The following is a 25,789-nucleotide window of genomic DNA, read 5'->3' as shown; positions in this document are numbered from 1 at the left end:
TCGAGGTCGCCTTCGGCGTCGCCCTTGACGAGCAGATCGCTCAGGATCTCCTCCCTGGCGCCGTCGGCGGCCCCCTTCCGCAACCGGTTGTGGGGCGCAATTCCATGGCCCGAAATGCGGACGCCCCGGTGAAGCCGATCCGTAGCCAGGTAGCCAGAGCGGCCCGTCCATCACCTCACAGCACCAAGCCCATCCACCCTTCCACGACGTTGCGACGCCTTGAGACCTCGCGGTCGAAGACCGGCGGCGGGCCGCCGCGGCTGCCGCGGCGGACTTGGTTGCGGGCCCGCTCGGCTCGCTCGGGGATCGTGAACGGGATGCTGAGGCGGCGGACCAGGTGCTCATCGCTTTCGAGCTGTAGCCCTTGTCGCCTAGTACGTGATCGGACCGGGACCATAGGCCGCCCCGGTCCGATGCGGGGCACCCGGATCGCTTCCATCACGGCGGTGAACTGGGTGCAGTCGTAGGAGTTGCCACCCGTCACCGCCTAGCGTCCTGGTGACGTGGGGGGCTCGGGGCGTCGATGGAAGAAGCCCGCGATCGAGAGCCGGGCAGCCTGACCTGCATTCTCGTCCACCCGGGTCAGAAGGTGCAGCGCCGCGGGGGAAAGGAAGGCGATGCGGTTGGGCTTCGGGAAGACCGTGATCGCGAAGCCCGGGTCGAAGGCCCTCGCGCTCTCCCGCCGGTCGTCGAGGAACACCGGGCCGAACTCACCGGGACCAGATGTCGACCGCGAACGGGTCCGTGGGTCGAGGATGAGCAGGTGGCCGCCCCAGTGCAGGCGCCACTCCGGGTGCGCGAAGAAGGTGAACGCGCCAGAGTAGGCGGTTCCGTCCTGGTGAAGGGACAGCCCTGAGCCGACCGGGTAGATCCACGGCGTGAAGGAGAGACGGGTCCAGTCGGTGCCGGATGTTCCGACGATTTCGGCAATCTCGTGCTGCCGGCCGGCGATCCAGCCGACCAGCTCGTCGACGGCCGAACCGGAGGGCGTCCACCGCCCGTCCGGCCGGTACCAGACGGTGCGGCCGCGCAACGGGTCACCGTCGTGCAGCCGCCACACCTTCCGCCAGCCCGACTGGTGGACGGATGCGTAGTCGAGACTCCCCAGATGGCGGAAGAGCTTCGAGAAGGTCGCCTCGGGCAGGACGTCGTCGTAGACCAGGACGTCCTCCGAGCGGTAGCTCGGCCGGACCGTCACTGCTCGTCCTCCGCCAACATCCTGTCGTCGTCCAACCCGTCTTCGCCGCCCTCGCCGCCCGCGTCGCCCCCGTCGCCCGGTTCCGGGAAGGGCTCAGGCTCTGGGAACGGTTCGGGCTCGGGCTCAGGCTCCGGTTCGGGCTCCGGCTGCGGTTCGGGCTCGGGTTCCGGCTCGGGCTCGGGCTCAGGCTCCGGTTCGGGCTCGGGCTCGGGCTCGGGCTCGGGCTCGGGTTCCGGCTCGGGCTCCGGCTCCGGCTCCGGCTCCGGCTCGGGTTCCGGCTCGGGCTCGGGTTCCGGCTCGGGTTCCGGCTCGGGCTCCGGCTCCGGCTCCGGCTCCGGGGTGGGCGTGGGCGTGGGCTGTGTGACCCCATCCACCACATCGAGGGTGTGGTCGTCGGCCACTTTGCCGCTCGGATCGAGCGTCGTGACGTGCTCGGTACCGTTCCTGGCGGCGTCGGTGGTCCGGGTGACCAGCCTCGTGCTGCCGTCCGCCATCCTGGTTGCCTCGCTGTACGACGTGTTACCGACCGCGTCCGTCCCGCCCTCCGAGCGGCTGGTCGACCCGTCGCTGCTCTCATCGCTGCGGGTGAAGGTCGAGGAGCCGTCGGACTCCTTCGTCCGGTCGATCGTGTACTCGGTGGTGACCCCGTTCGGAGCGAACTCGGTACCCGTCTCGTGCTGGGTGCCACTTCCGTCCGGATTGGTGGTGGTCTCCAGCTCTCGCAGGCGATTGCCGTTGGCATCGGTGTCGGATTCGTGAGTGGTCACGACTCCGGTAGTCAGGTCGGTGGTCTCGGTCGCCAGCTTCGACGTACCGGTGACCGGATCCGTGGTGCTCGAGGACTCACTGGTGGCCACCGGCGTGCCTTCCTCGTTCACGCTCGTACTCGTCGACGTGGTGTCACCCGTGAGCGGATCGGTGATGGTGCTGATCGTGGTGGTCAGTCCAGTCTCGGGGTCGGACGTCACCCTGACGACAGGGTCCGCCATCTGAACCTCCCAAGGCGCTCCTGGATACCGATGGTCCCGCGATCACTATTCTCCGCCCGGAGCGCCCGACCAGCACCTTCATCCGCCTTCCTAGGCCGTGTCCGTAAAGCCATGGGAGCCCGAGTCGGAGGCAGGCGAGCGTGACCATGGCCTGGTAGTGGGCGGCTCGTTCGTCGTAGCGGGTGGCCAGGGCCTGGTTCTGTTTGAGCCTGCTGAAGCAACGCGCGACGAGGTTGCGGCGCCGGTACGCGGCCCGGTCGAGCCGGCAGCGGGAATCGCCGCGGCCGATGCGTCCGTTGATCTGGTGGATCCGTTCGGGGATCGTGCAGGCGATGCCGCATCATCGCAGGCAGGCCCGGTCTTCCGGGCCGCGTAGCCCTTGCCCGCGACGACGCGGTCGAGCCTGGCCCGGGGCCGCCCCGCCCGCCCCGGCCGTCGCAGGCCAGCCAGGTGGATCCTGCTGGCCGGCCCGCCCCGCGACCGACCGAGCGCCTCACCCTCCCGGGGCCCCCTTTTCGGGCCCCGGCCGCATGCTGATGCGCCCGAACCGTGGTCGAGCCCACGCAGACGATCGACCAGTCCACGGTCCTGACACCATCGGAATGCCCCGTGTCTCATCCGTCAGTTCATGCCCTCGCTCCACGAACGGAGCAACGGGCGAGCGACATTACGGACACACGCCCTAGAGGGAGTTCAGGTCGACCGCGTCGGCCATCGCCTTGTAGCCGGCGTCCTTCATGTGGATCAGATCGGTGGAGACGTATTCCGCCCCGATCCGCTCAGGGTGCTCCGGGTCGGCCACCGCGCGGTCGAAGTCCACGACGCCGTCGTACGCGCCGCTGGTCCGGATCCACTGGTTGACCTCGTTGCGAACGCGGTCGCCGCGCTCCGTCCAGTACGCGTACCCCTGGTACGGCGGGAGAGTGGCTCCGATGACCTTCACGCCGCGGGCGTGGGCCTCGCGGATGAGCTGCTGGTGACCGGCGACGATCTCGGCGGACGTGACGAAGGGGCTGGGGCTGGTGCAGCGGTCCTGGGGGTTGTCGGGCAGGACGATGTCGTTGGTGCCCTGCAGGACGATGACCGTGCCCACGTCGGGGCGGCCGAGCACGTCGCGCCGGAATCGGGAGAGGGCGCTCTCGCCGAAGCACGGGGAGTCGTTGAGGACCTTGTTGCCGCCGATGCCCAGGTTGAGGACCGGCCGCGTGCGGCCGTCGGCGACGAGACGGTCGGCCAGCGCGTCCGGGTAGCGGCGGTCGGCGCCGAAGGTCGAGCCGACGCCGTCGGTGAGGGAATCGCCGAAGGCGACGACCGCGTCACGGCCGCGGCCGGGCGACTTCACCGGCTTCACATCCACCCCGGCCAGGTAGTACCAGGACAGGCTCGGCGGCCCCGCGAACGCCTCGCCCGCCGCGTCGCGCAGCTGGTCCCCCGACGCCCGGTACGTAAGAGTGTCGGCGAAGTTGTGAAAAGTCGCCGGCCCGGTACGACCCCGGAAGTACAGGGTCACGGTGAGCTGTTCCAGGGCCCGTACGGGCAGGGCCACCGCGTCGCTCGACAGCTGCCCGCCCGCCGGGACGGTCACCCCGTCCGCCCGCCGAACCGCACCGTCCGCACCGAATCGGCCCGCACGGCCGCGCCGACGGCACTGCGGGCGACGGTCGCGCCGGTCAGGCGGAGCGGGGCCGTCCCGTACACGTTGGAGAGCCGGATGCGCAGCTCGGAGCCCTCCGCGCCGACGCGGATCACCTGGCGCACGGACTGGTTGTCGAACCCCGCCTCGGACCAGTTGGGGTACCAGTCGGTGTGGGTGGCGGTCTGCGGGGCGGTGGCCCAGGCGCTGCGCCAGGGGGTGAACGCGGACGATTCGGTGGCCGTGGCACCGGCAGGCCCGGCGGCGGTCACGAGGAGGGCGGCCAGCGGGACGGACACGAGAAGCTTCTTGGCAGTCATGCCGCTATGACGCCCCGCGTCGCGCAAACGTGACACGACGCTCCCTGCTTTACACGAACGCTCCCTGCTTCATGGACCAACCGAGTCGTCGCTTTCTCATGCACATCTTCAGCGTCGTTCAACAGCGCAGGAGGGACTCAGAGGTCAGCGGTTTGCGAATGGTGTACAGGTGGTGCGGAGCGCGTACTCGTCCAGGGGGCGAGATCTTCACCGGCAGTGGATCACCCGACTGCCGACGGTCTTGTCGTGGACGCCCTGACGGTTCGGGCTGAGGGTGATCGAGGACACGTTGGCGACAAGGAGCACGGGCACGGCGTTGGCCACCAGATTCGTGACGTGTCTGACCACTGCGGGGCCGTAGCCGAGCCGTGCGCCGTCACTCGCGCGGATGACTTCGATCCCCATGACGCGCTTGCCCGGAGTGCCGCCCCAGCGTGAGACGCACACCGGCGAATAGCCCAGCACGAAGGCGAGGAGCCACGCGAAGGCCGCAGTACGCCAGGCGGTTCGCGCCGACTCACCCGTGATTGCGAGGGCATCGAGTATCGGGTCCAGCGCGAGAAGGGGGCCCAGAACGACGGCCACGGCGATGGGAAGGTCGACGGCGACCGCGGCACAGCGACGCATGAGGCCGGCCGGAGCACCCGGAGTCGGGCGGAATTTCGGGGCTGCACCCAGGGACGGCAGAGGGCCGAGGTCACTGCCTGAGGTCATCGTCACCCGGTTTCTCCTTGCCGCTGGTCCGATCGGATCGGCGTGCACTCTAACCCGGAGGTCGGTACAGCGCTGTGAGCGAGTCGACCTTGAAGAGGAATGCCCCCTGACCAGCACGAACGATCAAGGGGACGGGCTACCCCGTCAAGCCCTGAGGCGTGTTCCGGACCCAGGTCCGCCGTGCTGCCGGCCAGAGCCGGCGGCCAGATCTGCTGATACCGGAGAACGCGCGTCCTCCAGACTGAGACGCCGGCAAGGCGTGCCTGCGGTGCCGACAACGTCTCCCCCTCCAACCCGCCCAGCCCTAGGCTCTCTGTCATGGGACACCCTGTGCGCACCAACGACGGTCGGCTCCTGGTGGCCGAGGAATGGGGCAATCCTTCGGGGACCCCGGTGGTTCTCCTCCACGGGACTCCCGGTACCCGTCTGGGCACCCTGCTGCCCGGGCTCGCCGCGCAGCACCCCGGCTTCCGGTTCCTCGCCTACGACCGTCCTGGCTACGGGGAGTCCCAGCGCGCCCCGGGCCGCCGGGTCGCCGACGCGGCCCGGGATGCGGCGGCCGTCGCCGATGCCTTCGGCGTCGAGCGGTTCGCGGTGGTCGGCCGGTCCGGCGGGGGCCCGCACGCACTGGCCTGCGCGGCGCTGCTGCCGGAGCGGGTCCGGGCGGCCGCCGTACTGGTCGGGCTCGCTCCGCCGGACGCGGCCGGTCTGGACTGGCAGGCGGGCATGACCCCGTTCAACGTGCACGAGTACGGCCTGGCCCGGGCCCATCTGGACGGGCGGGACCGCGGTGGGCTCGAACGGGACCTGGCCGCCCGGGCCGCCGTCGTACGGCAGGACCCGGTGCGCCTCCTCGACGACCTGCGTGCCGATCTCTCCCGCCATGACCTGCCGGTCGTCGAGGACCCCCGGGTGCGCACGGTGCTGCTGCGCACCTACCAGGAGGCCCTGCGGGTCTCGCACCACGGCTGGCTCGACGACTGTCTGGCCTTCGTCGGCCCGTGGGGCTTCGACGTCTCGTCCGTCACTTCGCCCGTCCTGTTGTGGCACGGCCTCGACGATGCCTTCTCACCCGTGGCACACACTCGTTGGCTGGCCGACCGGATCCCCGGCGCCGAGCCCGTCCTCGTACCGGACGCCGGTCACTTCGCCGCCCAGTTGGCGCTGCCCGACGTGCTGCGTTGGCTGGAGGGTCAGGGCGCCGGGCGCTGATACGCGGTCGAGCGGGCGCCCTTCAAGGCGTCGAGGATCCGCTCGTGGCTGTCCCCGACGGCATCGCCGACGCGCACCCTGAGGTGGAGCGCCTCGACCTCGTCGACGAAGCGCTGGGAGAAGGCGCCGAGCATCGTCGTCTCGTAGGAGCCGGTGCCCACCAGGGGGAAGTTCCCCATGGTGACCAGCTGGAAGTCCTCCCCGACGGCGAGCCCGGCCCCGGTGAGCACGTCCGCCACGCCCTGGACGTCGGTCCACGGGGCGGCGTGCTGCGGGTCCTGGCCGCGCAGGACGGCCCGGCACTCGTAGGCCTCGACCACCACGGTGTGCGAGCCTCCGTTGAGCAGGCCGACCTGCCACTCGGGTACGCCGCCCCCGAGGTGCCCGGTCGTCCAGTCGGCGCGCCAGCCCAGCAACGGCCGTACGGTGCGGGCGTACTGGGCCCTGGCGAGGACCGCGCCTGCCGCGACCGCGAGCAGGCTGCCGAGCGGCTCCATGTCGAGCAGCTCCAGCCGCCACGGCCATTCGGCCCGGGCCGCCTCCGTCATGTTGGCCCGCACAACCTCCCAGCCGAGCACCGCCGTCAGCAGGACGAGCAGCACGATCGGCACCGTGAAGAGCAACGGGCTGCGCCTCACCCGCCGTTGAGCGTCCGCCTCGGTTGTCGGCCCACCCCGCCTGAACCTGCCCACGGCCATTCCCCCAGTTCTCGACCTACGGTCCCCCGACCCGCGTACGGCCCGGGGGCCTCGACCGGATCATGTTGCCCCAACCGGGGCGCGGCCGACTAGGCCGCGAGCCAGGCACCATCCGAAAAACACGACCTAGATGCATTGATCACGAGCGTCGCCCCCCGCCCCCCGTGTCATCACAGCCGCCGGTCCCCCGACGCGCGACCGCGCAAGCCCTGGACCGGCTGCACCCCTGATAGACGCGGCGCACAACCGGCGGCCTCTGACGGCCAGGCCATCAATCCGGCTCGACCCAGGTCTCCCCACGCCCCGCCCGGACGTCAAGCGGCAAGTGGCAACCGCAAGCCAGAGGTCCCGTCAAGGCATTGGACGTGACGTGGGTAGGAGGGCAGGCAGGTGGCGAGGTCAGAGAGCACCTCAGACGGGCCGGCCGCCCCGTCCGGTGAGCCGCCAGTGCCTCCTATTCCGCAGTTTCCAGGCGTTCCACCGCGCGGTGGGCGCGTTCGGCGGCACGGCGAGCCTCGCGCAGGGCACGCTCGGCAGTCCTGGCGGCAGTGGCGCCTTCCGTCGCAGCGGCCTCCTGGTCACGTCTGGCCTGCCGAGCCGCCTGGATCTCGCCCTCCAGGCGGCGGACCAGCTCGCCGGCCTCCTCAGCGCTCGCCGCCGCAGCCTCCTGCGCGTTGTGGGCCTCGCTGAGCTCCTGTTCGCGCCGCTCGACCTCGGCATCGGCCTCCTGCACCGTCACACGGGCCCGCTCGAGGCTCCGTAGCCGCTGCGCATCCTCCCGGCCACGCCCCTTCTCCGGCGCGGGCTTCTTCGCCGGGGCCGGCCGAGCGGGCGCCGACTCCGGGGCGATGGCGCCAAAACCGACCGCGGCCTCGGGCACCTTCACCAGCCGGCCCTTCGCCCACAGCTCGGCAACATCCGCGTGGGCGAGCACGCCGTGGAGACACTGCTCGATCTCGTGCAGCACCGCCTCGCTCACCGGCTGCCCCGCCTCGCCTGCCAGGGTGGCGGAAGTCCGGGCGAGGGCGGTGACGAGCTGGTGCCGCTGCCGGCTCGCCGTCCGCAGTTGTTCGGCGTCGAGCGTCCGGTGGGCCTCCCGGAGCGTCTCCCCCACCGTCAGGAACTGCCCGGCGTCCTCCGGCCGCTGACGAGCCAGGAGATTCGCGGCCCACGCCGCGAGCGCGGGCCGGCGCAGGGCGGCGATCGCCTTCGCCGCGGCGGGATCCTTCGCCTTACGGGCCTCAGCGACGTACGCGTCACGCGCCGCAACGAAGTCGGCCGGCTTCAGGGCGTACAGCTCGTCAGCGATCTCCTCGACATCCACGTTCCTACTGTGCGCCGCAATCACCGGGCCGGGGGCGACCCTATTGGCCGCGGCTCCGCCGAATGCCTGGTCCAGTCACCCGCCCGGTCCGCACAACGTCTTCCCGCAGGGCCTTCCTCGCCCGCCGCCCCCTACCGTCGGAACACGGCCTCCGACAGGACGGAGCCCGAAGGACGGGCCGCCCGCAGTCGCGTACGCCTCCCGGCGCTCGGCGGTCCACTCCCAGGCCCCAGTTGGCAGGGAGAGTCATTCGACCGTGCGGTATTCCCGGTGATGCCTGGCCGGTCAGTGGCTGCGAGTGCGCGGCGCGTCGTACTGCTCGTCGGTGATGTGCTCCAGCCAGGTGGTCTCGGGTAGCTCGTCGCCGGGCGCGGTGCCGTCCCACATGGCGATGTGCTGCATGAAGCGGTCCTCAGTGGCGCCTCAGGCGGCTTCGGCCTGGGCGAGCAGGTCTTTGACCTTGGCCTCGGCGGCGGCAAGGGCGTCGTCGCCCTCGACGAACCGCAGCGGCGGCCGCGTTCAGTCCGTGGTCGTGGTTTGAAGGGCGTTGGTCAGCCGCCGGTGGGCGCGGGTGAGGGTGACCGCGGTGGTGATGAGGACGACGTTGAGGAGGGCGAGGGAGGCGAGCGGGACCAGCCAGACCGCGGCCACGCCGGTCACGATGAGGGTCATGGCCGCCACGAGGCGCTCCTTCCAGGCGCCGCCTGCGGTGGTGTGGAAGAACCAGGCGGTGGTGACGAGGTAGAGGAAGGGGCCGCCGAAGAGGAGCAGGGCGAGGGTGGCGCTGCCGTGGCCTGTGGGGTGGGCGATGGCGAGCTCGCTGCCGACGGCGAAGGCGACGAGTGCCGCAAGTACGAGGTACGCACAGTTGATGCCGAGGCGCACGGTGCGCATGGGGTCGGTGCTACTGGTGGCGACGGTGGTGGTGATGACGGTTTCGGCGCCTCCGAAGTAGAAGGCCCACATGCAGACGAGGGCTGCGAAGACTCCCGCGGTGGCGAGGACGGTGGAGGCGGTGAGGGGGGTGTCGGTCATCGCGCGGCCTGCGGTGATGACGGTTTCGCCGAGGACGATGATGAAGAAGAGCCGGAGGCGTTCGATCATGTGCTCGGCGTCGAGCCCCAGCGCGCTGTCGCTGAGGGTGCGGCCGGGCAGGGGGTGGGCGAGCCATGTGCCGGCGAGGTCCACCAGAGCGGCGGCGCCCCACCACCAGAGGCGTGCGTCGGGGTTGGTTGCGGCGCCTGCGATCCAGAGGGCGGCGGAGGCCGTGATCCATACGAGGGTCCGTTGGAAGTGTTCGCGCAGGGGGTTGCTGCGAGCGGCCAGCGCGGTGGTGGCGCAGGCGCCGAAGAGGATGGCCAGCAGCGGAATGACGAAGGCCCAGGCCCGGTCGTCGAAGGCGTGGGAGATGGCTGCGTTCATGAACAGCCCGAGGCCCATGACGCCGACGATCATCCATCGTGTCACCTGGCGGCTGACGTCGAGGAGGGCCGCCTCCATGCTGGTGTAGGCCCAGGTCCCGAAGACGGCGATCAGCAGGACGGCGGTCTCCGCGGCACCTCGCCAGGTGAGGTGCTCCAGGAGGTGGTGGGAGAGCTGCGAGACCGCGAAGACGAAGACGAGGCTAGAAGAGTTACAGCGGCGAGACTTCCCGCCTCAGTCGCAGGGGCTGGGGAAGGCTGCTCATGGCGGGGTCTCCTACGCCTCGGTTTCGGGCGAGCCCGGGGTGTATCCGGGCCGGGGGCGGTCAACATGGGTGCCCGTCCGCTGCGCAGCTGTCACGCGGCTGCGGCCCGGCCGGGCCTGCGGCGCCCGGCGAGCCTGGGCGCCCGGGCAGGCATGAGGGCGGGTCAGGTGAGGTGGGTCAGGTGAGGCGGGTCAGGTCGGTCAGGTGAGGCGGGTCAGGTCGGTCAGGTGAGGCGGGTCAGGTGAGGTGGGTCGCGAACCAGTCGAGCATCTGCTCGGGGTGGTTCGGGAAGTAGTTGTATCCGTCGAAACGGCGGGTGGTGCCCTCGATCCAGTGCAGCTTCTTGCTGGTGGTGGCGAGGTCGTCGTAGATGCTCTGGACGTCTTCGGGGCGGGTGCTGGAGTCGTCGTGGACCTGGGCGACGAGCGTGGGTGTGGTGACGTCCTTCGCGTAGGCGAGGGGGGAGAGCTCGTCGAGGTCGAAGCCGGTGAGGTTCTTCAGTTCGGTCTCCAGGAGGCCGATGCCGCCGGGGACCTGTGTGAGGGCCGTCTCGGCGAGGGCGCGCAGGGAGACGGGCTGGACGGCGACGAGGGCGGCGAGGTTCTCGAACTCCTCCGGGTGCTTGGACAGGGCGACGATGGTGGAGTTCGCGCCGAGGCAGCGGGAGAGGAGCGCGATGCGGGAGTTGCCGGTGCCCAGGCGTTCACGCCGTAACGGATGGAGCCGATCACGTCGCGGTACTCGAACTGCCCGATGCCGACCATGCCGCCGTTGGCAGCGCCGCTGCGGCCGTGGTTGCGCAGATCGTAGGCGAGGACGTTGTAGCCGGCGTCGTGGAGGTTCTTGTAGTCGGGCAGGAAGTTGATCTCGAAGTCGGCGAAGGGAGTGGCGTACTGGCGCAGGTGCCCGGGGTAGCCGTACCGGTTGGCCGGCATGGGGTGGTTGGCGATGACGAGCCTGTCGGAGTCGGCAGGGATGAACCAGCCTTCCAGCGGGGTGCCGTCCTGGGAGGGGAAGGTGACGGCCTCGTAGGCGAGGCCGTACTCGTCGGGCCGGCGCAGGACCGGGACGCGCCGGGTGAAGGCGAAGCCCTGGGTGAGGGCATGCTCACGGGTGGCTCCACCTCGGGGTGCTGGGCGGACGAGAGGGCGCGTGCCCTCTCGTCCGTTCGGGTGCGGCGTGCGGGGTAGGCGTCCGGGGCACTCAGAGGTGCTTGGTAAAGAATCCGGGGCGCTCAGAGGTGCTTGGTGAAGAATCCGGGGCGCTCAGAGGTGCTTGGTGAAGAAGGCCCTCAGAGGTGCTTGGTGAAGAAGCGGATGAGCGCGTCGAGGGCCGGCTGGACGGCCTCGGGCTTGTCGTAGAGGTCGTAGTGGGAGACGCCAGGGATGATGAGCAGCTCCTTGTCCTTGGACGCGGCGAGGTCGAAGACCGTGTGCGCGTCGCGGTAGGCGCCGAACTCCCCCGGCTTGTTGCCGACGATGAGCAGCAGGGGCTGGGTGAGCAGCTTGTCCGCGAGGTGGTAGGCGTCGAAGTCGACGGTGGGGGCGAGGGAGGAGAACAGCCACAGGTTGGTGCCGTGGGGGTGTGCTCCGCGCGGTGTCTTGTAGTACTCGGTGGCTTCCGCCACGTCGATGTGCATGGGGGGCACGAGGCCGAGCTCGTTGGCCTTCTCGACCGAGGGGGCAGCGAGCTGTCGAGGCGTCGCTCGCCGCCGCGCGCTTCGGCGGTGCGCTGGGCCGCGATCGCCTCCAGGGTGGTGATGGCGGCGTCGGCGGACATGTCTCCCTGGCGCAGCAGCCGTCCGAGGTTGACTCCGGTCACGGTCGCCACGGCCTTGAAGCGGCGTTCGGTCATCGCGGCGGACCAGGTGTAGCCGCCGCCGGCACACATGCCGAACACGCCGATGCGGTCCTCGTCGACGTAGTCGAGGGTGACCAGGTAGTCGGCGGCGCAGCGGAAGTCCTCCACGCGCCAGGTCGCGTCTTCGAGGTGGCGCGGTTCGCCGCTGCTGGCGGCCTGGAACCCGGCGTCGAAGGCGAGGACGACGAAGCCCGCTTCGGCGAACACCTTGCCGTAGACGGAGCCGGAGGTCTGTTCCTTGCAGCTGCCGACGGGGTGGGCGCTGACGATGGCGGGGTACTTGCGGGCCGGGTCGAAGCCGGGCGGGAAGTGGATGTCGGCGGCGACGTCGATGTGCTTGTTCTTGAAGGTCACGGTTTCCGCGGCTGACGCCTCCTGAGGGAGATGCTGTGTGTGTTCGGGGCAGAGTCGGGCCCGGTGCTATGAGCGGAGTTCGGGCTTGTCGCCCGTGGTGGGATTGCGATGTTTCAACCGTTTCACGGCGGTCGGCTGGTGTGGAGGGTAAGGATCTTTACCCCCTCGTCCGACGGCTCGGCCGATTGAGGACTGGGCATCGCGGTGCCGCGCACGGGGCCGATGGCGGCGGTGCTCCGGCGGAGGGCGGCACTTCGTACGCCGCCCGCCCGTGGGGTCAGTCGAATACGGGGCGGTCGCCTTCGGTGCCCGGCTTGCTCACTCCCAGGTCGGCGCGTACCCACTGCTGCGGATCCTTGATGATCTCGACCGCGAGGGCTGCCACGGACTTTCGGGAGACGGTGGTTCCGCGGAACGGCTCGTCGCGCGAGGTGACCTCGTAGTCGATCTCGTCCTTGTCCGAGAGCCACGCCGGACGCAGGATCGTGTAGTCGAGACCGGAGGAGGTGATCGCGTCGGCGGCCGCCCGGTAGGTACGCAGCGTGTCGATTCCGATCGTCTGCGTGTTCCAGCGGCCGAAAGCGCCGGGTACCTCGTCGTAGATGCCCAGGGCCGTGACGAACAGCAGCCGCCGCACACCGGCGGCGTCCCTCGCCGTGACGATCGCCCGTGCCTCTTCGTCGAGGTCGCCGGCCAGGTTCGCGTAGACGACGTCCTGTCCCTGGAGCGCCTGCCGAGCACCTCGGGGTCAAGGACGTCGCCCTCGACCACCGGGGCGCCCGGCGGCACGTCCAACGGGTGCTTCCCCTCGCGCGCCAGAAGGGTGAGCTCCACATCCTCGCGCCCGAGCATGTCCACGGCCCACCGGGCGATCCGCCCGCCGGCGCCGAGGACCAGAACTTTGACGGCCATGACCGTACGCTCCCTGCTACAGATGGGCACCCCCGTTCTGGACGATGCCAGAGGCCGACGGAGGGGAGCAGAGTAGGAATCCCTACCCCCCGCCCCGACATCCCCCTCTCCCCCGCGGGCCGTAAGATGCCGCGGCCAAGCAGTGGCCGGATGTGCGGGGCGGCCCCTGGCCCCGCAACGGGCCGGGGCGACCCAGGCCCCGCAGCGGGGTAATGATCCCTACCCCTCTTCGTCCGGTCCGGGGCCGGGACGCGACAGTACGGTGGAGCCATGGGCGAGGAAGCGAACCGCACCGAGCTGGGCCAGTTCCTCAAGGCACGGCGTGCAGAGCTGACGCCCGCAGACCTCGGCTTGGCTACGGACGGAGAGCACCGGCGCGTACCCGGACTGCGACGCGAAGAGGTGGCCCAGCTGGCATCGATCAGCGTCCAGTACTACACGCGCCTTGAACAGGGCCGGCTACAGGCTTCCGCACCGGTCCTCGCCGCCCTCGCCGACGTGCTGCGCCTGGACGACGACCAGCACACCTACCTCCTCGAACTCGCCGGGAAGGAAGCCCACCGCCGCCGGCGGCCGAAGTCGCAGGAGGTACGGCCCCAGACCCGACGCCTGCTCGACGCTCTCGGCGCGCCCGCGATCGTCCTGGGACGCCGCATGGACATCCTGGCCTGGAACCCTCTCGCCGCAGCACTCCTCAGCGACTTCTCCCAGCTCCCCGACAAGCAGCGCAACTACGCCCGTCTGGTCTTCTCCGACTCGGAAATGCGGCAGCGCTACGCGAACTGGGAGCAGGTGGCTCCCGACTGCGTCGCCTTCCTGCGCATGGAAGAAGCCCGCCACCCGGATGACCCGCGCCTGACCGAACTGGTCGGCGAGCTGTCGATCAAGGATCCCACTTCCGACAGTGGTGGGCCGCCCACAACGTCGCCGCCCAGACCACGGGTGTCAAGACCCTCCGCCATCCGCTCGTCGGCGAACTCACCCTCGACTGGGAGACACTCGCCGTCGCCACCGACCCCGACCAGCAACTCGTCGTCTGGACAGCCGCACCCGCCACCGCCAGCCACGACGGCCTGGCCTTCCTGGCCTCATGGGTGACCACGCACCCTCCCACCACCGCGGACAACGCTCCCGCCACCGGCACACCGGCACGAACCCACGCCGACACCGAGCCCGCACCCCCTCCTGGACCGCAGCACTGACCCAGCACCAGCTCGTGCCGCGGAGGAACGCATGTTCCTCATGCCCCTGCAAGGAACAGCGCCGGCGACGTGGACCGCACGTCGAGCGGATCCCCGGAGATCCAGCGGATCACGGCGCCGGGAGCCGGGAGGGCGGGCATACGGCGGGCTCCAGGGAGGCGGTGGCGCCCTTGGAGACGAACGTGGTCATGTTCATGCGCTTGCTGTAGCGGTACGTCATCAGCGGGCTGCCGCTGACCAGCTCCTTGTACATCACGGCGGCGCGACCGGTGAGGCGCCAGCGGGCCGGGGTGAAGTCGGCCCTGGTGAACTGGATGACCGCGTCGCGCCGGCCGAGGCTGAGCGGCTGGTGGAAGTAACCGAAGCGGAACGGCTTGACGGTCTTGCCGTGTACCAGCCGAGCGATGGTGTCGGCGGTGTACTGGGCGGTCGGCAGCCCGCTCTGGCAGGAGCCGTGGAGCTGGCCCCAGGTCATGCGGACGGAGGCGGCGTCGCCGACGGCGTGGATCTCCGGGTGGGAGACCGACCGCAGCGTGGCGTCGGTCAGGATCAGTCCGCGGCCATCGGTGGCGATCTTCGAGTCCGCGGCGAGCGACGACACCCTGACGCCGGTGGTCCACAAGCAGGCGTCGGAGCGGATCGTGCGGCCGTCGGCCAGCTGGACGGCGTCGGGCAACACCCGGGCGACACGGACGCCGGATGTCACGGTGATACCGAGGCGGTCCAGCGCGCGGTGCAGGTACGCGCGAGCCTTGTCTCCCATCATCGCGCCGGGCTCCTCCGTGCTGATCAGGGTGACGTTCAGGCCGGGGTGGGCGTCCGCGAGCTCGGTGGCCGCCTCTACGCCGGTCAGGCCGCCGCCGCAGACGGTGACCGTGCCGCCGGCCCGTGCGAGCTCGGCGGCCCGCGCGGCGAAGCGGCCGGCGATCTCCGGGCTGTTGAGGGTGAGCGCGTGGGTGTCGGCGCCGGGGACGTTGCCGGTGTCGGTCCAGCTGCCCAGCGCGTAGACGAGGGTGTCATATCCGAGGGAGAGGCTGCCGTCGACGATGACGGTCCGGGCTTCGGGATCGATGGCCGTGGCTGTGCCCTGGACGAACCTGACGCCCGTACCGGCGAGCAGGTCGGGGATCCGGTGCGCGGCCAGCTTCTGCCCGGCGGCGATCTGGTGCATCCGCAGCCGCTCCACGAACCGGCTCGAGGGGTTGACCAGTGTGATCTTCACGCCGGTCCGGCGGGTGCGGTGGGCCAGTCGGATGGCGGTGAACATGCCCGTGTAGCCAGCACCGAGAACGACGATGCGGTGGTTCGAGTTCATCTTGCGCGCTCCGTTGAGTCGTCGCGATTTCGGGGACATCCACGGGACAAGCAAAGGTGCGGTGACGTGACAGTCCCGAAGGTGACCTGCGTCACATGGCGCCAGTCCTGCGGTGACCTCGCTGGTCGGGCCTATGCGGGCGTCGGAGCCGCCAGGCCCGGTCGGGCCTGTGCGCCGACGGAGCCGCCAGGCCCTTCACTTCCGACACCAAAGAGCCGGGCTCCGACCATCCGGTCGGAGCCCGGCTCTCACGTGCCGCCCAAGACTGCCCGTCGTTCAGATGCGGCTCCGGGGCTGCGCAAGAGCGTTCCGCCGAAGACGACGAGCCCCACGCCGACCGCGACGGGGTCCCGCTGGGCTTCATCTGCCGCCGCCCGCTGGTCTTCATCTGCCGCCGCTCGCGATTCTCGACCGCTCGCGCCTCCGCATACGTGTGCTCGGCCCCGCCTCGGTCCGCACACACCACGCCGGGTTTGATCCTGCCCGGAGCGCATGGCTCGCCAAACACCGCTGCGCCGCAGAAGCTGATGAACCACAGGCTGCCGACGGCGCCGGCAACCAGGCCGCAGAACTTGAGGAAACGAGGAAACCGGACATCGCATTCACTCCTGCCGGGGCTCCCGCTCGGACCCGGTGTGGGACCGGCCGCCGCCGACACGATGACCACGCGGGTGCGCACAGGACGGCCTGCACGAGCCCAGCAGGGTCACGGAGCGATGCCTCAGGAGGTGCGCTCGTCGTCCAGGCCGGCGAGCTTGTCCGGGTTGACCTGCAGGCGCAGGTTCTGCATCCGCCCGTCGACCAGGTCGAAGGAGAGCGCACCGACCGGGGTGTCGCCGAAGGAGGCGAGGATGCCGAGTTCGCCATTGATCTCGATGGCGCTCAGGGTGATGCCCTGGGAGTCCGGCTTGGCAAGCACACCGATCAGCCAGCGGCCCACGGCCGAGGTGCCGTGCAGTGGGCGGCGCGAGGCGGTGACCTTGCCGCCGCCGTCGGACCAGGCGGTGACGTCCGGGGCCAGCAGTTCCATCATCGCGTTCAGGTCCCCGCCGGCGCAGGCGGCCAGGAAGCGGTCGGTGATCTGGTCGCGCTGGGCACGGTCGGTGTCGAAGCGAGGCCTTCGGGCCTGTACGTGGGAGCGCGCCCGGTGCGCGATCTGGCGGATCGTAGGTTCGGGGCGTTCCAGCACCTCGGCGAGTTCGGCGTGGGAGTAGCCGAAGACTTCGCGCAGCACGAAGACAGCGCGCTCGATCGGGCTGAGACTCTCCATCACCACGAGCATTGCCATCGAGACGGTCTCGGCCATGTCGGTCTTCTCCGCGATGTCAGGGCCGGTCAGTACCGGTTCGGGCAGCCACGGTCCGACGTAGGACTCACGGGTGGCCCGGGCAGAGGTGAGCCGGTTCAGCGACAGGTTGGTGACGGTGCGCACCAGGTACGCCTTCGGCTGCCGAACGGAGGCGTGGTCGACGCTCGACCAGCTGAGCCAGGCGTCCTGCAGGATGTCCTCGGCATCGGCGACACTGCCCAGCATTCGGTAGGCGGTGGCGAACAGCAGCCGCCGGTGCTCGAAGAACGGGTCCTGGACGGGCGGGGAATCGATCATCGGCTCAGGCTGCCGGAACGGCGAGCCGCCGGGCAAGCGTTTGCACCCCGGCCACGCCGCCCGGGTGGCTGGTCTGCCAGCCGAGCTCGTGCTTCGCCTTCGCGTTGGACAGACGGAGATTGGTCGCCATGATGCTGTGCGCCAAGGGGGCCGGCCTGAGGAGCCACAAGGGGACGGCCATCGGCCGTGGCGCGCCGAACGCGGCGGCCACCGCGCGCAGGTGCTCACCGAAGCCCACCGGTGTGTCGTCGGCGCTGTTGTACGCCTGTCCCGCCCGGCCCTTCTCCAGCGCGAGGACGACGGCGCGGGCGGCGTCGTCCACGTCCACCCAGGACAGCGCCCGCCCCTGATCGGCGACAGCCGGCACCTTCCGCTTGCGCAGCTTCGGCACCAGGTGGACGTCGGTGGTGCCGGCACCGTAGAACAGGCCGTACCGCAGGCTGATTCCCTCGATGCCGTCGACGGTGAAGGCCAGCTCCTCCTTGGTACGCAACGCCCCGACGTGCCGCTCGAGCCAGGGGTCGACCTGGTGAGGTCCGAAGGTCGTCCGGTCTTCGGTCAACAGTCCGTCGCCGTGGTCCCCGTAGCCGTAGCCGAACATCATCGACTCCACCACGAACCGGCCGGCCCCGGTCTCCCGGGCGGCCTCCAGCAGATGGGCAGTGCCCTCGGTGCGCAGCGCGTTGGTGGCGGCCAAGTCCTGGTGCCTCATCATGGCCATCCCGCCGAGTGCGGTGGCGGCGTGCACGACCGCGTCGAAGGCCAGCCCTCGACAGCCCGCAGCACCGCCTGCCCGTCCAGGAGGTCCGCGCGGACCGAACTGCCGGCTCCCCGGCCCAGGGTGGCCACGTCGTGCCCGGCCGCCTTCATCTTGCGATGGACTCGCTGCCCCAGGGCCCCGCTCGCACCCGCCAGCAGAACTTTCATGCCTGCGCTCCCTCGGTTTCGTTCGGTCTGGGTGACGCCCATGGGACAGGCAGCCTCCTTCGAACGTGACAGAACGCCGAGGTGACCCACACCACACCAGAGCACACCCTCCTCACCCACGCGGCGATGGAGGGCCGTCTACCTCAGGAGCCCCGGTCCGGGTTTCACGACGTCACGTCCGCCGCCAGAGGCGGGAGCCGCTCCGGTTTCTGGAGACGAGTCGGGCGGGAGCGGGTCGGCCGCCGGGGCGCCGTTCGCTCCGGCCGTCTGCACCGGTGGGTTTTGCCCCATCACCCCCTGAGGGACGGTCGGGGCGCCGGCCTGGAAGGCAGCCGCCCGCAACGCGCACTCACACCCACTATTGAACGCGTTCAATACGGCTGGCAGGATGTTACGCAGCGGACGCCGAAGTGTCGTGCCGCCCCCATCAGCCATGCCATCAAGGGAGCAGCCATGGACCCAGACACACCGTGGCGGAACCTGGGAGTCATCGGACTACGCATCGTCGACCTGGTCGTCCGATACGCCATCACCTTCGCGATCACATGGGCGGCCGTGTCGGAGTCTCTATCCCCGGACTTCAGGCTCACCGCCTACGACTTCCAGAACCTTTTCGAGACGATCGGGATCCCGTCCCTCCTGATCAGCGTCATCTACGGACTGGCCAGCAAGCGCAGCGGTTTGGCGTTCCGGGGTCCGTTGAGTCTGCTCCTGCTCCTCCCTCTCTGGTACCTGGTCTTCTTCCCCCCGCTCCTGCCCATCGCCATCATGGGACAGTTCTTCTTCGCCTTGTGCGCGATGCGGACGCTGCGGGGCCCCTCCCAACTCCGGCGCCTGACGCACAGGGCACTCACAGCTGCAGCCCGCCTCGCCCAGACCCAGGCATCCCGCAACCGCCGCTTGCGGCCCGGCACCTTCTTCCCGCCGTCGTAGCCGCGTGAGGCGGCCGACACCGAGGCCGCGGCCTTCACTGACGGCGCGTCGATGATCCCCGCCGTGGGCTCGGCCTCGCGGCCCTCGCGCTCACGGACCGTCCCGCGCAGCCGGTCGTGGAACTCGGCGATCAGCCCGTGCTCGCGCCAGCGGCGAATAAGACGTCTTTTCTTATGGCGTGATCGGTCGTTGATCCATGCATGACGGATCTCGTTGAACGGCCGGTGCCGGAGGAGTTGTGGGTGCTGTTCCGGCGGGTGGTGCCGCCGACAGTGGTCACGCGTCCACAAGGCGGTGGTCGGCGTCGGGCACGTGACCATGAGGCCCTGACGGCGATCATCTTCGTGGCGACGTCAGGCTGCACGTGGCGGCAGTTGCCGCCGGTGTTCGGCCCGGCCTGGCCCACGGTCTACCGCCGGTTCGCCCAGTGGAGCCGGGACCGGGTCTGGGCCCGGCTCTACCGCGTGATCCTCGACGAACTCGGAGCGCGAGGCGAGCTGGACTGGTCACGGTGCGCGATCGACTCCGTCAGCCTGCGGGCCGCAAAAGGGGGCCGCTGACCGGACCGAATCCGACCGACCGCGGCAAGTTGGCCGGGGGTCGGCGTCAGGACCGGAGCCCGCATCCTGATCGAGGTCGGCGACAGTAGCACCTTCCCCACCGCCGGCCACCTCGCCGCCTATGCCGGCCTCGCCCCGGCGTTCCGCAGCTCGGGCTCCTCGATCCGCGGCGAACAGCCCTCCAGACGAGGAAGCAAGCAGCTCAAACGGGCCTTCTTCCTCTCCGCGTTCGCCACCCTGGGCGACCCGGCATCCCGGGCCTACTACGACAAGAAGAACGCCCAGGGCAAGCACCACACCCAGGCCCTGCTCTGCCTCGCCCGACGCCGGGCCGATGTCCTCTTCGCGATGCTCCGCGACGGAACCTTCTACGAACCCCAGCCGGCCGCCGCGGGCAGCGGAGCCTAGGACGAAGCCCCATCACCGGCCGGAAATTGGGCAGCCACGTCATAGTTGGCGATCCGTCCCGCCAGCGTCCGCGGGCTCACACCATGGCCATTACCTCGGTCGGGGTCCGCACCGGCTTCCAGCAGCAGCCGGATCGTCGCACCCTCGCCCTGCGAACAGAAGACCGCCCTCCACAGCGGCGTATTGCCGTGCCGGTCCGCGGCATCAACCGCCGCGCCCGCGGCCAGGAGGACCTCGATGGCCGATGGAGCCTGGGCCTGAGCCGCGAAATGGAGCGGGGTCCAGCCCGCATCGTCGGCTGCCTCCACGGCGGCACCTCCGGCCAAGAGCACCCGCAGGCCATCCGCGTCCCCATCGGCAGCCGCATAGTGCACTGCCGTCCGCCCCAACCGATCCCGATCCGTCATGCCGACCATCCTCACCCGGCTTGACCAAACAGATAGGGGCCCCCGACCTACCAGGAGGCCCTGCTTCCACGCGCGCAAACCGCCGCAGTCACCTGATCGAGACTCCCGTTCGACCGACAGCCTTCGAGATCGGTACGGGTAACAACCACTTACGTGTCGGGATGCTGCGGCAGGGCGAGCCAGTCCGACCACGAGATCTCACGGCCGAGGAAGCGCGGTTGCTCGAACGGCCAGTCGGCGGCGATCCACTGCGGCACCAGCGCGTCGAGTGCCTGCTCGACCTTGCTGCCCACCAGCTCGTCCACTACCCACCAGGAGATCTCGCCGTCCGCGCCGGCCCTCTCGGGCGGGTCGATGTAGACACAGCCGAGCAGAACTGTCTCCGCCGCGTCGAACAGCGCGTAGTTGAAGGACTGGTGCGCGGCGATCTCCTTCTCGTGCCGCAAAAGGTCGGCCTGGTCGGCCTCGTAGGTCATGGTGTCCGCGGGCCAGCCCCAGGCCGGGCCGAAAATGGTCCACAGCCGCTCGCGCGAACCCATCACAGCCGGATAGTCGAGCGGGGTGTCCACCTCCCGGATCGGCCGCAGGTGATGACCACCGCCCGGCAGTGGTACTAGGACGGGGTGGACGAAGTCATCGGGAAGCCAGCTCATGGCGCCCGACCGTAGCAGCGCGCGGCCGTCCGCTCCCCTGGATTTTCCCCGCATACAGCCAGGCTCTGTTCTCATGCCGGGCAAGGCCCGCGATCACCCGATCGAGACCCCCGTTCGATCGACAGACTCCATGATCGGTACGGCAACGGATTCTGAAGCTTCGCTGCCGAGGTCAACGCTGAGGCGGACACTCCAGGATCCGGCCGTCGACGGTCCCCATGAGCAAGTGCCCTTCAGGTGCCACAGAGGCCCAGTTCACCGCCCCGCGCTCCTTCGCCCTCGACGGCACCGACCACCACAGCCACAAAGCCGAGGGCAGCATGATCCGCCGCTACATCGTCTGGCGGAACAAGCACGCCGCCGACGAACGCCTCCGCAGAGTCGTGGCCGACCACAGTCAACTTCGCCTGAACGGCCTTCACCCGAATGAGCCGTCGGCGCGGTCGGCGAAGCTCTCGCAGCCGTCGTGCTCGAACCGCACTTGCCCATCGAATGACGAGCCAGGGCTGCTGCATGCCCCGTAGTCCCGGCCGAGCTGCCCGCTCAACGCGATCCAGAAGCGGCATCCTCCGCACTGGGCGTCATACCACGCGTCCCGGTAGCCGGATTGGGCCGTCGAGCGGTTCAACGACGCTCGCCAACGCGCATGACACCGGTCATTGTGATCTTGATCGTCACCTGTCCAGGGCTCATCCCCGGCCACTCTCGATGTCCCCCCCGTTCGATCCGGGACCGTCAGTCCCGGCGCTCGCCAGTGATCCTCTCACCGAGAAACAGGGCGAAGGTTCTCTGATGCGGCGCTAGAGACGGGTCGCAGTCCGGACAAGGTCGGCGACGGCTGTGGACCGGCTGTGCGGTGGCCAGGCAATCACGGTGGTGACGGTCGGCGCGTCCAGCACGGGCACTGCGGCCAGGTCGCCGTGCAGTTGGGCTCGGTACGACTCCGGTGAGACCGCGCAGGCACGGCCGAGCGCGACGAGCTGCAGCAACTGAGCCTGGTCGCGGACCTTGGGGCCAGGGCCGGGCGGGTAGGTGCCGTCGCGGTCGGGCCAGCGTGGGAGGGGCAGGTCCGGCAGCCCGGTGATGTCGGCCATGTGCACGTGGGCCCGGGCGGTGAGCGGATGCCCGGCCGGCAGGACCACGACCTGGCCCTCCGCGCGGAGGTCTTCGGTGTGGAATCCGGCTGTCGAGTCGTACGGCCGGTGCAGCAGCGCCACGTCGGCCCGGCCCTCGCGCAGGAGTCGTTCCTGCTCGGCCGGGCCGCACAGGATGACGTCCACGGGGACCGCGCCGGGTTCGGCGGCGTACGCGTCGAGCAGTTTCGCCAGCAGTTCTCTGGACGCGCTGGCCTTCGTGACCAGGACCAGGCCGGGACGGCCGGTGACGGAAAGGGCGGCACGGCGGGTCCGGCGCTCGGCCGCGTCGACCGCGTCGAGGGCCGCCCGGCCCTCGACCAACAGCACCGAGCCGGCCTCGGTCAGCGTGACAGTGCGGCTGGTCCGATCCAACAGCGTTGCCCCGAGCCGGCGTTCGAGCTGCTGGATCGCCCGCGACAAGGGCGGTTGCGCGATTCCGAGCCGCTGCGCGGCACGGCCGAAGTGCAGCTCTTCGGCGACAGCGACGAAATACCGCAGTTCCCGGGTCTCCATACGGCCACGCTACTTCAGATCAATACCCTGACGGTATCGCTGCCCACCCAATCGGTGTTGGACCCCCGCCGAGGCCCGAAGGCAGCATCGTCCCTATGACTGAACGGACGATTGCGCTGGTCACCGGCGCGAACAAGGGAATCGGCTACGAGATCGCCGCGGGCCTGGGCGCCCTCGGCTGGAGCGTCGGCGTCGGCGCTCGCGACGAGGAGCGCCGTAAGGCCGCGGTGGAGAGACTGTGCGCGGCCGGCGTCGACGCGTTCGGCGTACCGCTGGACGTGACCGACGACGCGAGCGCGACCGCCGCCGCACGGCTGATCGAGGAACAGACCGGGCGCCTCGATGTGCTCGTCAACAACGCCGCCATCGCAGGTGACATGCCGCAGGAGCCCACCCGGGTCGATCCCGTCACCATCCGGACGGTCATGGAGACCAACGTGATCGGCGTCATCCGCGTCACCAACGCGATGATGCCGCTGCTGCGCCGCTCCGGCTCACCGCGGATCGTGAACATGTCCAGCACTCTCGGCTCGCTCACCCAGCAGTCAGGAGCCGCTGCCGAGCAGACGACGGGCCCCGTGTCCGTGGCGTACGCGCCGTCGAAGACGTTCCTGAATGCCGTCACCCTCCAGTACGCCCGGGAACTGAGCGGCACGAACATCCTGATCAACGCCGGCTGCCCCGGCTACGTCGCGACCGGCCTCAACGGCTTCAGCGGCGTGCGCACCCCCGAACAGGGCGCGGCGATCGCCATCAGACTCGCGACCCTGCCCGACGACGGCCCGACCGGCGCGTTCTTCGACGACGCCGGCGTAGTGCCCTGGTGACATGCACGGCGGTCCTCACCCCTGGGTGAGGCGGCTTCGTCCGCGTGTCTCGAACAGGTCCATCGACTGTGGTGGCGGTCCCGGCCAACGCTTCGCCGCCCGGGGCAGTGCTCCGCACCGCTCCGGAGGCCGTCAACAGCGTCGGTGACCCGTGCGCCACGGTCGGCAGTCGCCCCACCGGAGGGGTGACGGCCGCCGGTCACGTCGGATCAGCCCGCCGGAGCCGCGGCGTGGGCGGCGGCGTTGAGGTTCTCGTCGGCGTTCAGGGCACGCTCGTGCCGGCTCGCCTGGCGTGTCTCGTCCTGGTCGGCGACCATCTGGGTCCGACGTTCGCCGACTTCGGCCGTCGCGGTGGCGACGACGCCTCCGGCAGCGAGGTGGTCGTAGAGGAAGAACATCCAGCGCTCGCAATCGCCAGTCCGCGATCAGGGCATTGGCCTACGGCGGTCACCGCGGCTGCTGTTCCGCGATGACCGCCCAGTCGTCCGCCCCGCCGCCGTCGGCGATGGCCTGATCGAAGACAGCCCGCAGCAGTTCACCGATCGGAAGCCGAATGTCGTGGTCGTTCGCTGCATCGAGCGCGAGATGGAGGTCTTTGCGGCCCAGGAATGTGGTGAATCCGGCCGGCTGGTAGCGGCGTTCGGCAATCAGCGACCCGTAGCTGGCGTAAACGGATCCCGGGAAGAGTGTTGAGGTCAGCAGTTCGACGAACTGCTCCGAGTCGACACCGGTGCCTTCCGCGAGGCTGACAGCCTCGCCCAGCGACTGGATCGCGGAGGCGATCAGGTAGTTCCCGAGTATCTTCACGATGTTGGCCTGCTCCGGGCGATCGCCGATTCGCCAGGTCCGGGAGCCGATCACGTCGAAGAGCGGCTGCACGCGGTCGATCAGCCCCTGCTCGCCCGCCGCAAGGATGTTGAGTGCTCCGGCTTCGGCGACCGGAACACGGCCGAAGACGGGTGCCGCAACGTACCCGACGCCATGCTCGGCGTGCGCTGCGTCGGCCCGGCGAGCCAGGCCGGCGCTCACCGTCGCGAGGTTGACGTGAACAGTCCCGTCCAGCGTCTGAGCAAGAACACCGGAGTCGATGAACGTCTCGGCGACGGCCTGATCGTCGGCCAGGGCCGAGAAGACGACCGACGAGTGCACGGCCTCTGCGAGCGAGGCGGCTCGCCGGGCACCCGCTGCAGCGAGTTCGTCCGCCGGCCCGTCGGAGCGATTCCACACCACGACGTCGTGGCCGGCCTTCAGGAGGTTGCGTGCGATGGGCCTCCCCATTGCTCCCAGACCTATGACCGCGATGGCACTCATCCGGAGAACCTCCTCTATGAACCGCCTAAGACGGTTCCACCATGCCATGAGGGTTACCATCGTGTCGAACCGTCTAAGAAGGTTCGAGAGATGTTGTCGTCCACTGCGGAGGTGGGAATGACCGAGGACGTACGTCGTGTGTTCCGCATGGACAACGAGGTCCTGGCGTTCCGGTTCACTGCCACCGTCAGCGATCGAGCCGGCATGGCGCCGCGAGAGCGGCTGACTGACCCTGCACGACTGAAAATGTGGCTCCAGGCCACAGGGCTTGACACCCCGGACGTGTCGCCGACCGATCTGGCTGATGCCGTCGAGCTGCGCGAGGCGATCTACCGCATCGGGTCGGCGATCGCCGCAGGGGCACGGCCCAATTCGCAGGATGTCCGCACCCTCAACACCGCCGCGGCTGCTGGGCACGCGAGGGCCGAGCTCGAAGACGATCTCGCAGGATGGCGCCTGACCGAGACGACGCCTGTTGGTGACGCCCTGGGGGTCCTGGCCACAGATGCCATCCACGTCCTCGGGGGCCCCGACCGCAGCCGCGTCAAGAACTGCGAAGGCCCCGGATGCGCGGGGCTCTTCCTCGACACCAGCCGCGGAGTCAATCGCCGTTGGTGTTCCATGAACACCTGCGGCAACAAGGTCAAGAAGGCACGACTCGCCGAGAGCTGACCCAACGGACGTGAACAGGCCCGGGCCCGGCGACGGCGGCCCTTGCGGGGGCCGCCGTCACAGCCCGACGACACGCGTGCAGTAACGGACAGGCGGGATGGCCTACGGGCACAAGACCGAGCGTCGGTTGCACTTGCGCGCAGGTCGTCCTGCACGCGGCGCGCGGGGCCTCCAACACCAGCGCCGCCCGTGAGACGCGCCTGCGCCTGAACACGGCGCGCACCTGGCAGGGAGGGTTCGCCGAGTAGGGCCCGCCAGGTCTGTCAGACTGCAGGCGCCTATGTGCTCGTACCTTCGACGGTGAGCCGCTCGGCGCGGACGAATACGTGGTCGGCGCGGACGAGAAGACCTCCGTCCAGCCCGCTGCCGCTGCCACCCTCGCGCCCGGACAGGTCAGGGCCATGCGAGTTTGCACCTG

23 protein-coding genes and 7 pseudogenes are annotated in these 25,789 nt (G+C 69.9%); 8 read left to right on the top strand and 22 right to left on the bottom strand.

From position 1 onward, the window contains the following. Window positions 1-487: 487 nt before the first annotated feature. The 6 genes and pseudogenes from ACF07V_RS36305 to ACF07V_RS36280 form a co-directional block, all read right to left on the bottom strand. The gene (locus tag ACF07V_RS36305; protein ID WP_392160045.1) at window positions 488-1,198 is read right to left on the bottom strand and encodes a hypothetical protein; all 711 of its coding nucleotides are present in this window, start codon (window positions 1,196-1,198) and stop codon (window positions 488-490) included. Further along, window positions 1,195-2,166 (bottom strand): hypothetical protein, encoded by a 972-nt coding sequence (locus tag ACF07V_RS36300; RefSeq protein WP_392160043.1) that lies wholly within the window; start codon window positions 2,164-2,166, stop codon window positions 1,195-1,197. Before ACF07V_RS36300 ends, ACF07V_RS36305 begins: the two co-directional genes overlap by 4 nt. Window positions 2,167-2,299: 133 nt before the next feature. Further along, window positions 2,300-2,792: pseudogene (locus tag ACF07V_RS36295) on the bottom strand (IS5/IS1182 family transposase); the annotation flags it as partial. Between the two features lie 77 nt (window positions 2,793-2,869). Further along, window positions 2,870-3,772, bottom strand: a complete 903-nt coding sequence (locus ACF07V_RS36290) for an SGNH/GDSL hydrolase family protein (protein WP_392160041.1) — start codon at window positions 3,770-3,772, stop codon at window positions 2,870-2,872. Next, window positions 3,769-4,140, bottom strand: coding sequence for a hypothetical protein (locus tag ACF07V_RS36285; protein ID WP_392160039.1), 372 nt, complete (start codon window positions 4,138-4,140; stop codon window positions 3,769-3,771). Before ACF07V_RS36285 ends, ACF07V_RS36290 begins: the two co-directional genes overlap by 4 nt. Window positions 4,141-4,347: 207 nt before the next feature. After that, entirely contained in the window at window positions 4,348-4,854 is a 507-nt protein-coding gene (locus ACF07V_RS36280) for an RDD family protein (RefSeq protein ID WP_392160086.1), read from the bottom strand. 318 nt (window positions 4,855-5,172) lie between these two features. Here ACF07V_RS36280 and ACF07V_RS36275 point away from each other — a divergent pair, with 318 nt between their 5' ends. Further along, window positions 5,173-6,066, top strand: coding sequence for an alpha/beta fold hydrolase (locus ACF07V_RS36275; RefSeq protein ID WP_392160037.1), 894 nt, complete (start codon window positions 5,173-5,175; stop codon window positions 6,064-6,066). Here ACF07V_RS36275 and ACF07V_RS36270 read toward each other — a convergent pair. From ACF07V_RS36270 to ACF07V_RS36260, 3 genes are all read right to left on the bottom strand, one after another. Beyond that, window positions 6,048-6,704 (bottom strand): hypothetical protein, encoded by a 657-nt coding sequence (locus tag ACF07V_RS36270; protein WP_392160035.1) that lies wholly within the window; start codon window positions 6,702-6,704, stop codon window positions 6,048-6,050. The two genes, ACF07V_RS36275 and ACF07V_RS36270, sit on opposite strands and share 19 nt — an antisense overlap. 514 nt (window positions 6,705-7,218) lie before the next feature. After that, entirely contained in the window at window positions 7,219-8,088 is an 870-nt protein-coding gene (locus ACF07V_RS36265; protein WP_392160033.1) for a hypothetical protein, read from the bottom strand. A gap of 519 nt (window positions 8,089-8,607) precedes the next feature. Further along, window positions 8,608-9,669: a low temperature requirement protein A gene (locus ACF07V_RS36260; RefSeq protein ID WP_392160084.1), complete on the bottom strand. Its 1,062-nt coding sequence runs from the start codon at window positions 9,667-9,669 to the stop codon at window positions 8,608-8,610. A gap of 352 nt (window positions 9,670-10,021) precedes the next feature. On the opposite strand from ACF07V_RS36260, the gene ACF07V_RS36255 reads away from it, so the two are divergent. Next, the gene (locus ACF07V_RS36255) at window positions 10,022-10,489 is read left to right on the top strand and encodes a hypothetical protein (protein WP_392160031.1); all 468 of its coding nucleotides are present in this window, start codon (window positions 10,022-10,024) and stop codon (window positions 10,487-10,489) included. 577 nt (window positions 10,490-11,066) lie between these two features. On the opposite strand, the gene ACF07V_RS36250 is transcribed toward ACF07V_RS36255, so the two are convergent. From ACF07V_RS36250 to ACF07V_RS36240, 3 genes and pseudogenes are all read right to left on the bottom strand, one after another. Next, window positions 11,067-11,414 (bottom strand): hypothetical protein, encoded by a 348-nt coding sequence (locus ACF07V_RS36250; RefSeq protein ID WP_392160091.1) that lies wholly within the window; start codon window positions 11,412-11,414, stop codon window positions 11,067-11,069. A 230-nt stretch (window positions 11,415-11,644) separates the two neighbouring features. Beyond that, window positions 11,645-11,989 (bottom strand): annotated as a pseudogene (locus ACF07V_RS36245) (alpha/beta hydrolase); the annotation flags it as partial. Between the two features lie 277 nt (window positions 11,990-12,266). Then, window positions 12,267-12,713: pseudogene (locus tag ACF07V_RS36240) on the bottom strand (NAD(P)H-binding protein); the annotation flags it as partial. Between the two features lie 458 nt (window positions 12,714-13,171). Between ACF07V_RS36240 and ACF07V_RS36235 the strand changes: the two are divergent. Further along, window positions 13,172-14,103 (top strand): annotated as a pseudogene (locus ACF07V_RS36235) (helix-turn-helix domain-containing protein). Between the two features lie 109 nt (window positions 14,104-14,212). On the opposite strand, the gene ACF07V_RS36230 reads toward ACF07V_RS36235, so the two are convergent. The 3 genes from ACF07V_RS36230 to ACF07V_RS36220 all read right to left on the bottom strand — a co-directional run bounded on the left by ACF07V_RS36230 (window position 14,213) and on the right by ACF07V_RS36220 (window position 17,772). Continuing rightward, window positions 14,213-15,418, bottom strand: coding sequence for an NAD(P)/FAD-dependent oxidoreductase (locus tag ACF07V_RS36230; RefSeq protein WP_392160029.1), 1,206 nt, complete (start codon window positions 15,416-15,418; stop codon window positions 14,213-14,215). Between the two features lie 721 nt (window positions 15,419-16,139). Then, window positions 16,140-17,024 carry an RNA polymerase sigma-70 factor gene (locus ACF07V_RS36225; protein ID WP_392160027.1) on the bottom strand — a complete coding sequence of 295 codons (885 nt, stop codon included), beginning with the start codon at window positions 17,022-17,024 and terminating at the stop codon, window positions 16,140-16,142. A gap of 4 nt (window positions 17,025-17,028) precedes the next feature. Further along, window positions 17,029-17,772: an NAD-dependent epimerase/dehydratase family protein gene (locus ACF07V_RS36220; RefSeq protein WP_392160025.1), complete on the bottom strand. Its 744-nt coding sequence runs from the start codon at window positions 17,770-17,772 to the stop codon at window positions 17,029-17,031. 632 nt (window positions 17,773-18,404) lie between these two features. Between ACF07V_RS36220 and ACF07V_RS36215 the strand changes: the two genes are divergently transcribed. Further along, a complete protein-coding gene (locus tag ACF07V_RS36215) occupies window positions 18,405-18,884 on the top strand; it encodes a hypothetical protein (protein WP_392160089.1) in 480 nt (159 codons plus the stop codon). Here the strand turns inward: ACF07V_RS36215 and ACF07V_RS36210 are convergent. Further along, a pseudogene (locus ACF07V_RS36210) lies at window positions 18,841-19,036 on the bottom strand (IS5/IS1182 family transposase); the annotation flags it as partial. The gene ACF07V_RS36215 and the pseudogene ACF07V_RS36210 overlap by 44 nt on opposite strands. 48 nt (window positions 19,037-19,084) lie before the next feature. Between ACF07V_RS36210 and ACF07V_RS36205 the strand changes: the two are divergent. Both ACF07V_RS36205 and ACF07V_RS36200 read left to right on the top strand, forming a co-directional pair. Beyond that, window positions 19,085-19,473: pseudogene (locus tag ACF07V_RS36205) on the top strand (transposase); the annotation flags it as partial. Then, window positions 19,469-19,852: pseudogene (locus ACF07V_RS36200) on the top strand (transposase); the annotation flags it as partial. The pseudogenes ACF07V_RS36205 and ACF07V_RS36200, both read left to right, overlap by 5 nt. Here the strand turns inward: ACF07V_RS36200 and ACF07V_RS36195 are convergent. The 4 genes from ACF07V_RS36195 to ACF07V_RS36180 form a co-directional block, all read right to left on the bottom strand. Further along, complete coding sequence (locus ACF07V_RS36195) at window positions 19,849-20,259, bottom strand: ankyrin repeat domain-containing protein (protein WP_392160024.1); 411 nt, start codon at window positions 20,257-20,259, stop codon at window positions 19,849-19,851. The pseudogene ACF07V_RS36200 and the gene ACF07V_RS36195 overlap by 4 nt on opposite strands. A 149-nt stretch (window positions 20,260-20,408) precedes the next feature. Then, a complete protein-coding gene (locus tag ACF07V_RS36190; RefSeq protein ID WP_283461651.1) occupies window positions 20,409-20,912 on the bottom strand; it encodes an N-acetyltransferase in 504 nt (167 codons plus the stop codon). Between the two features lie 418 nt (window positions 20,913-21,330). Then, complete coding sequence (locus tag ACF07V_RS36185) at window positions 21,331-21,615, bottom strand: DUF3027 domain-containing protein (protein ID WP_392160022.1); 285 nt, start codon at window positions 21,613-21,615, stop codon at window positions 21,331-21,333. 97 nt (window positions 21,616-21,712) lie between these two features. After that, window positions 21,713-22,561, bottom strand: coding sequence for a LysR family transcriptional regulator (locus ACF07V_RS36180; RefSeq protein WP_392160020.1), 849 nt, complete (start codon window positions 22,559-22,561; stop codon window positions 21,713-21,715). Between the two features lie 95 nt (window positions 22,562-22,656). Between ACF07V_RS36180 and ACF07V_RS36175 the strand changes: the two genes are divergently transcribed. Further along, the gene (locus ACF07V_RS36175; RefSeq protein ID WP_392160019.1) at window positions 22,657-23,388 is read left to right on the top strand and encodes an SDR family oxidoreductase; all 732 of its coding nucleotides are present in this window, start codon (window positions 22,657-22,659) and stop codon (window positions 23,386-23,388) included. A 209-nt stretch (window positions 23,389-23,597) separates the two neighbouring features. Here the strand turns inward: ACF07V_RS36175 and ACF07V_RS36170 are convergent, their stop codons facing one another. Further along, window positions 23,598-23,786, bottom strand: a complete 189-nt coding sequence (locus ACF07V_RS36170; RefSeq protein WP_392160018.1) for a hypothetical protein — start codon at window positions 23,784-23,786, stop codon at window positions 23,598-23,600. 49 nt (window positions 23,787-23,835) lie between these two features. Beyond that, entirely contained in the window at window positions 23,836-24,894 is a 1,059-nt protein-coding gene (locus ACF07V_RS36165) for an NAD(P)-dependent oxidoreductase (protein ID WP_392160082.1), read from the bottom strand. Between ACF07V_RS36165 and ACF07V_RS36160 the strand changes: the two genes are divergently transcribed. After that, entirely contained in the window at window positions 24,817-25,371 is a 555-nt protein-coding gene (locus ACF07V_RS36160) for a CGNR zinc finger domain-containing protein (protein WP_392160080.1), read from the top strand. The genes ACF07V_RS36165 and ACF07V_RS36160 overlap by 78 nt on opposite strands. Window positions 25,372-25,789 lie beyond the last annotated feature (418 nt).

This window comes from Streptomyces sp. NPDC015661 (genome assembly GCF_043077765.1).
Lineage (GTDB): Bacteria > Actinomycetota > Actinomycetes > Streptomycetales > Streptomycetaceae > Streptomyces.
Note: the sequence above shows the minus strand (reverse complement) of the source record. Positions and strands in the feature narration are given on the sequence as shown.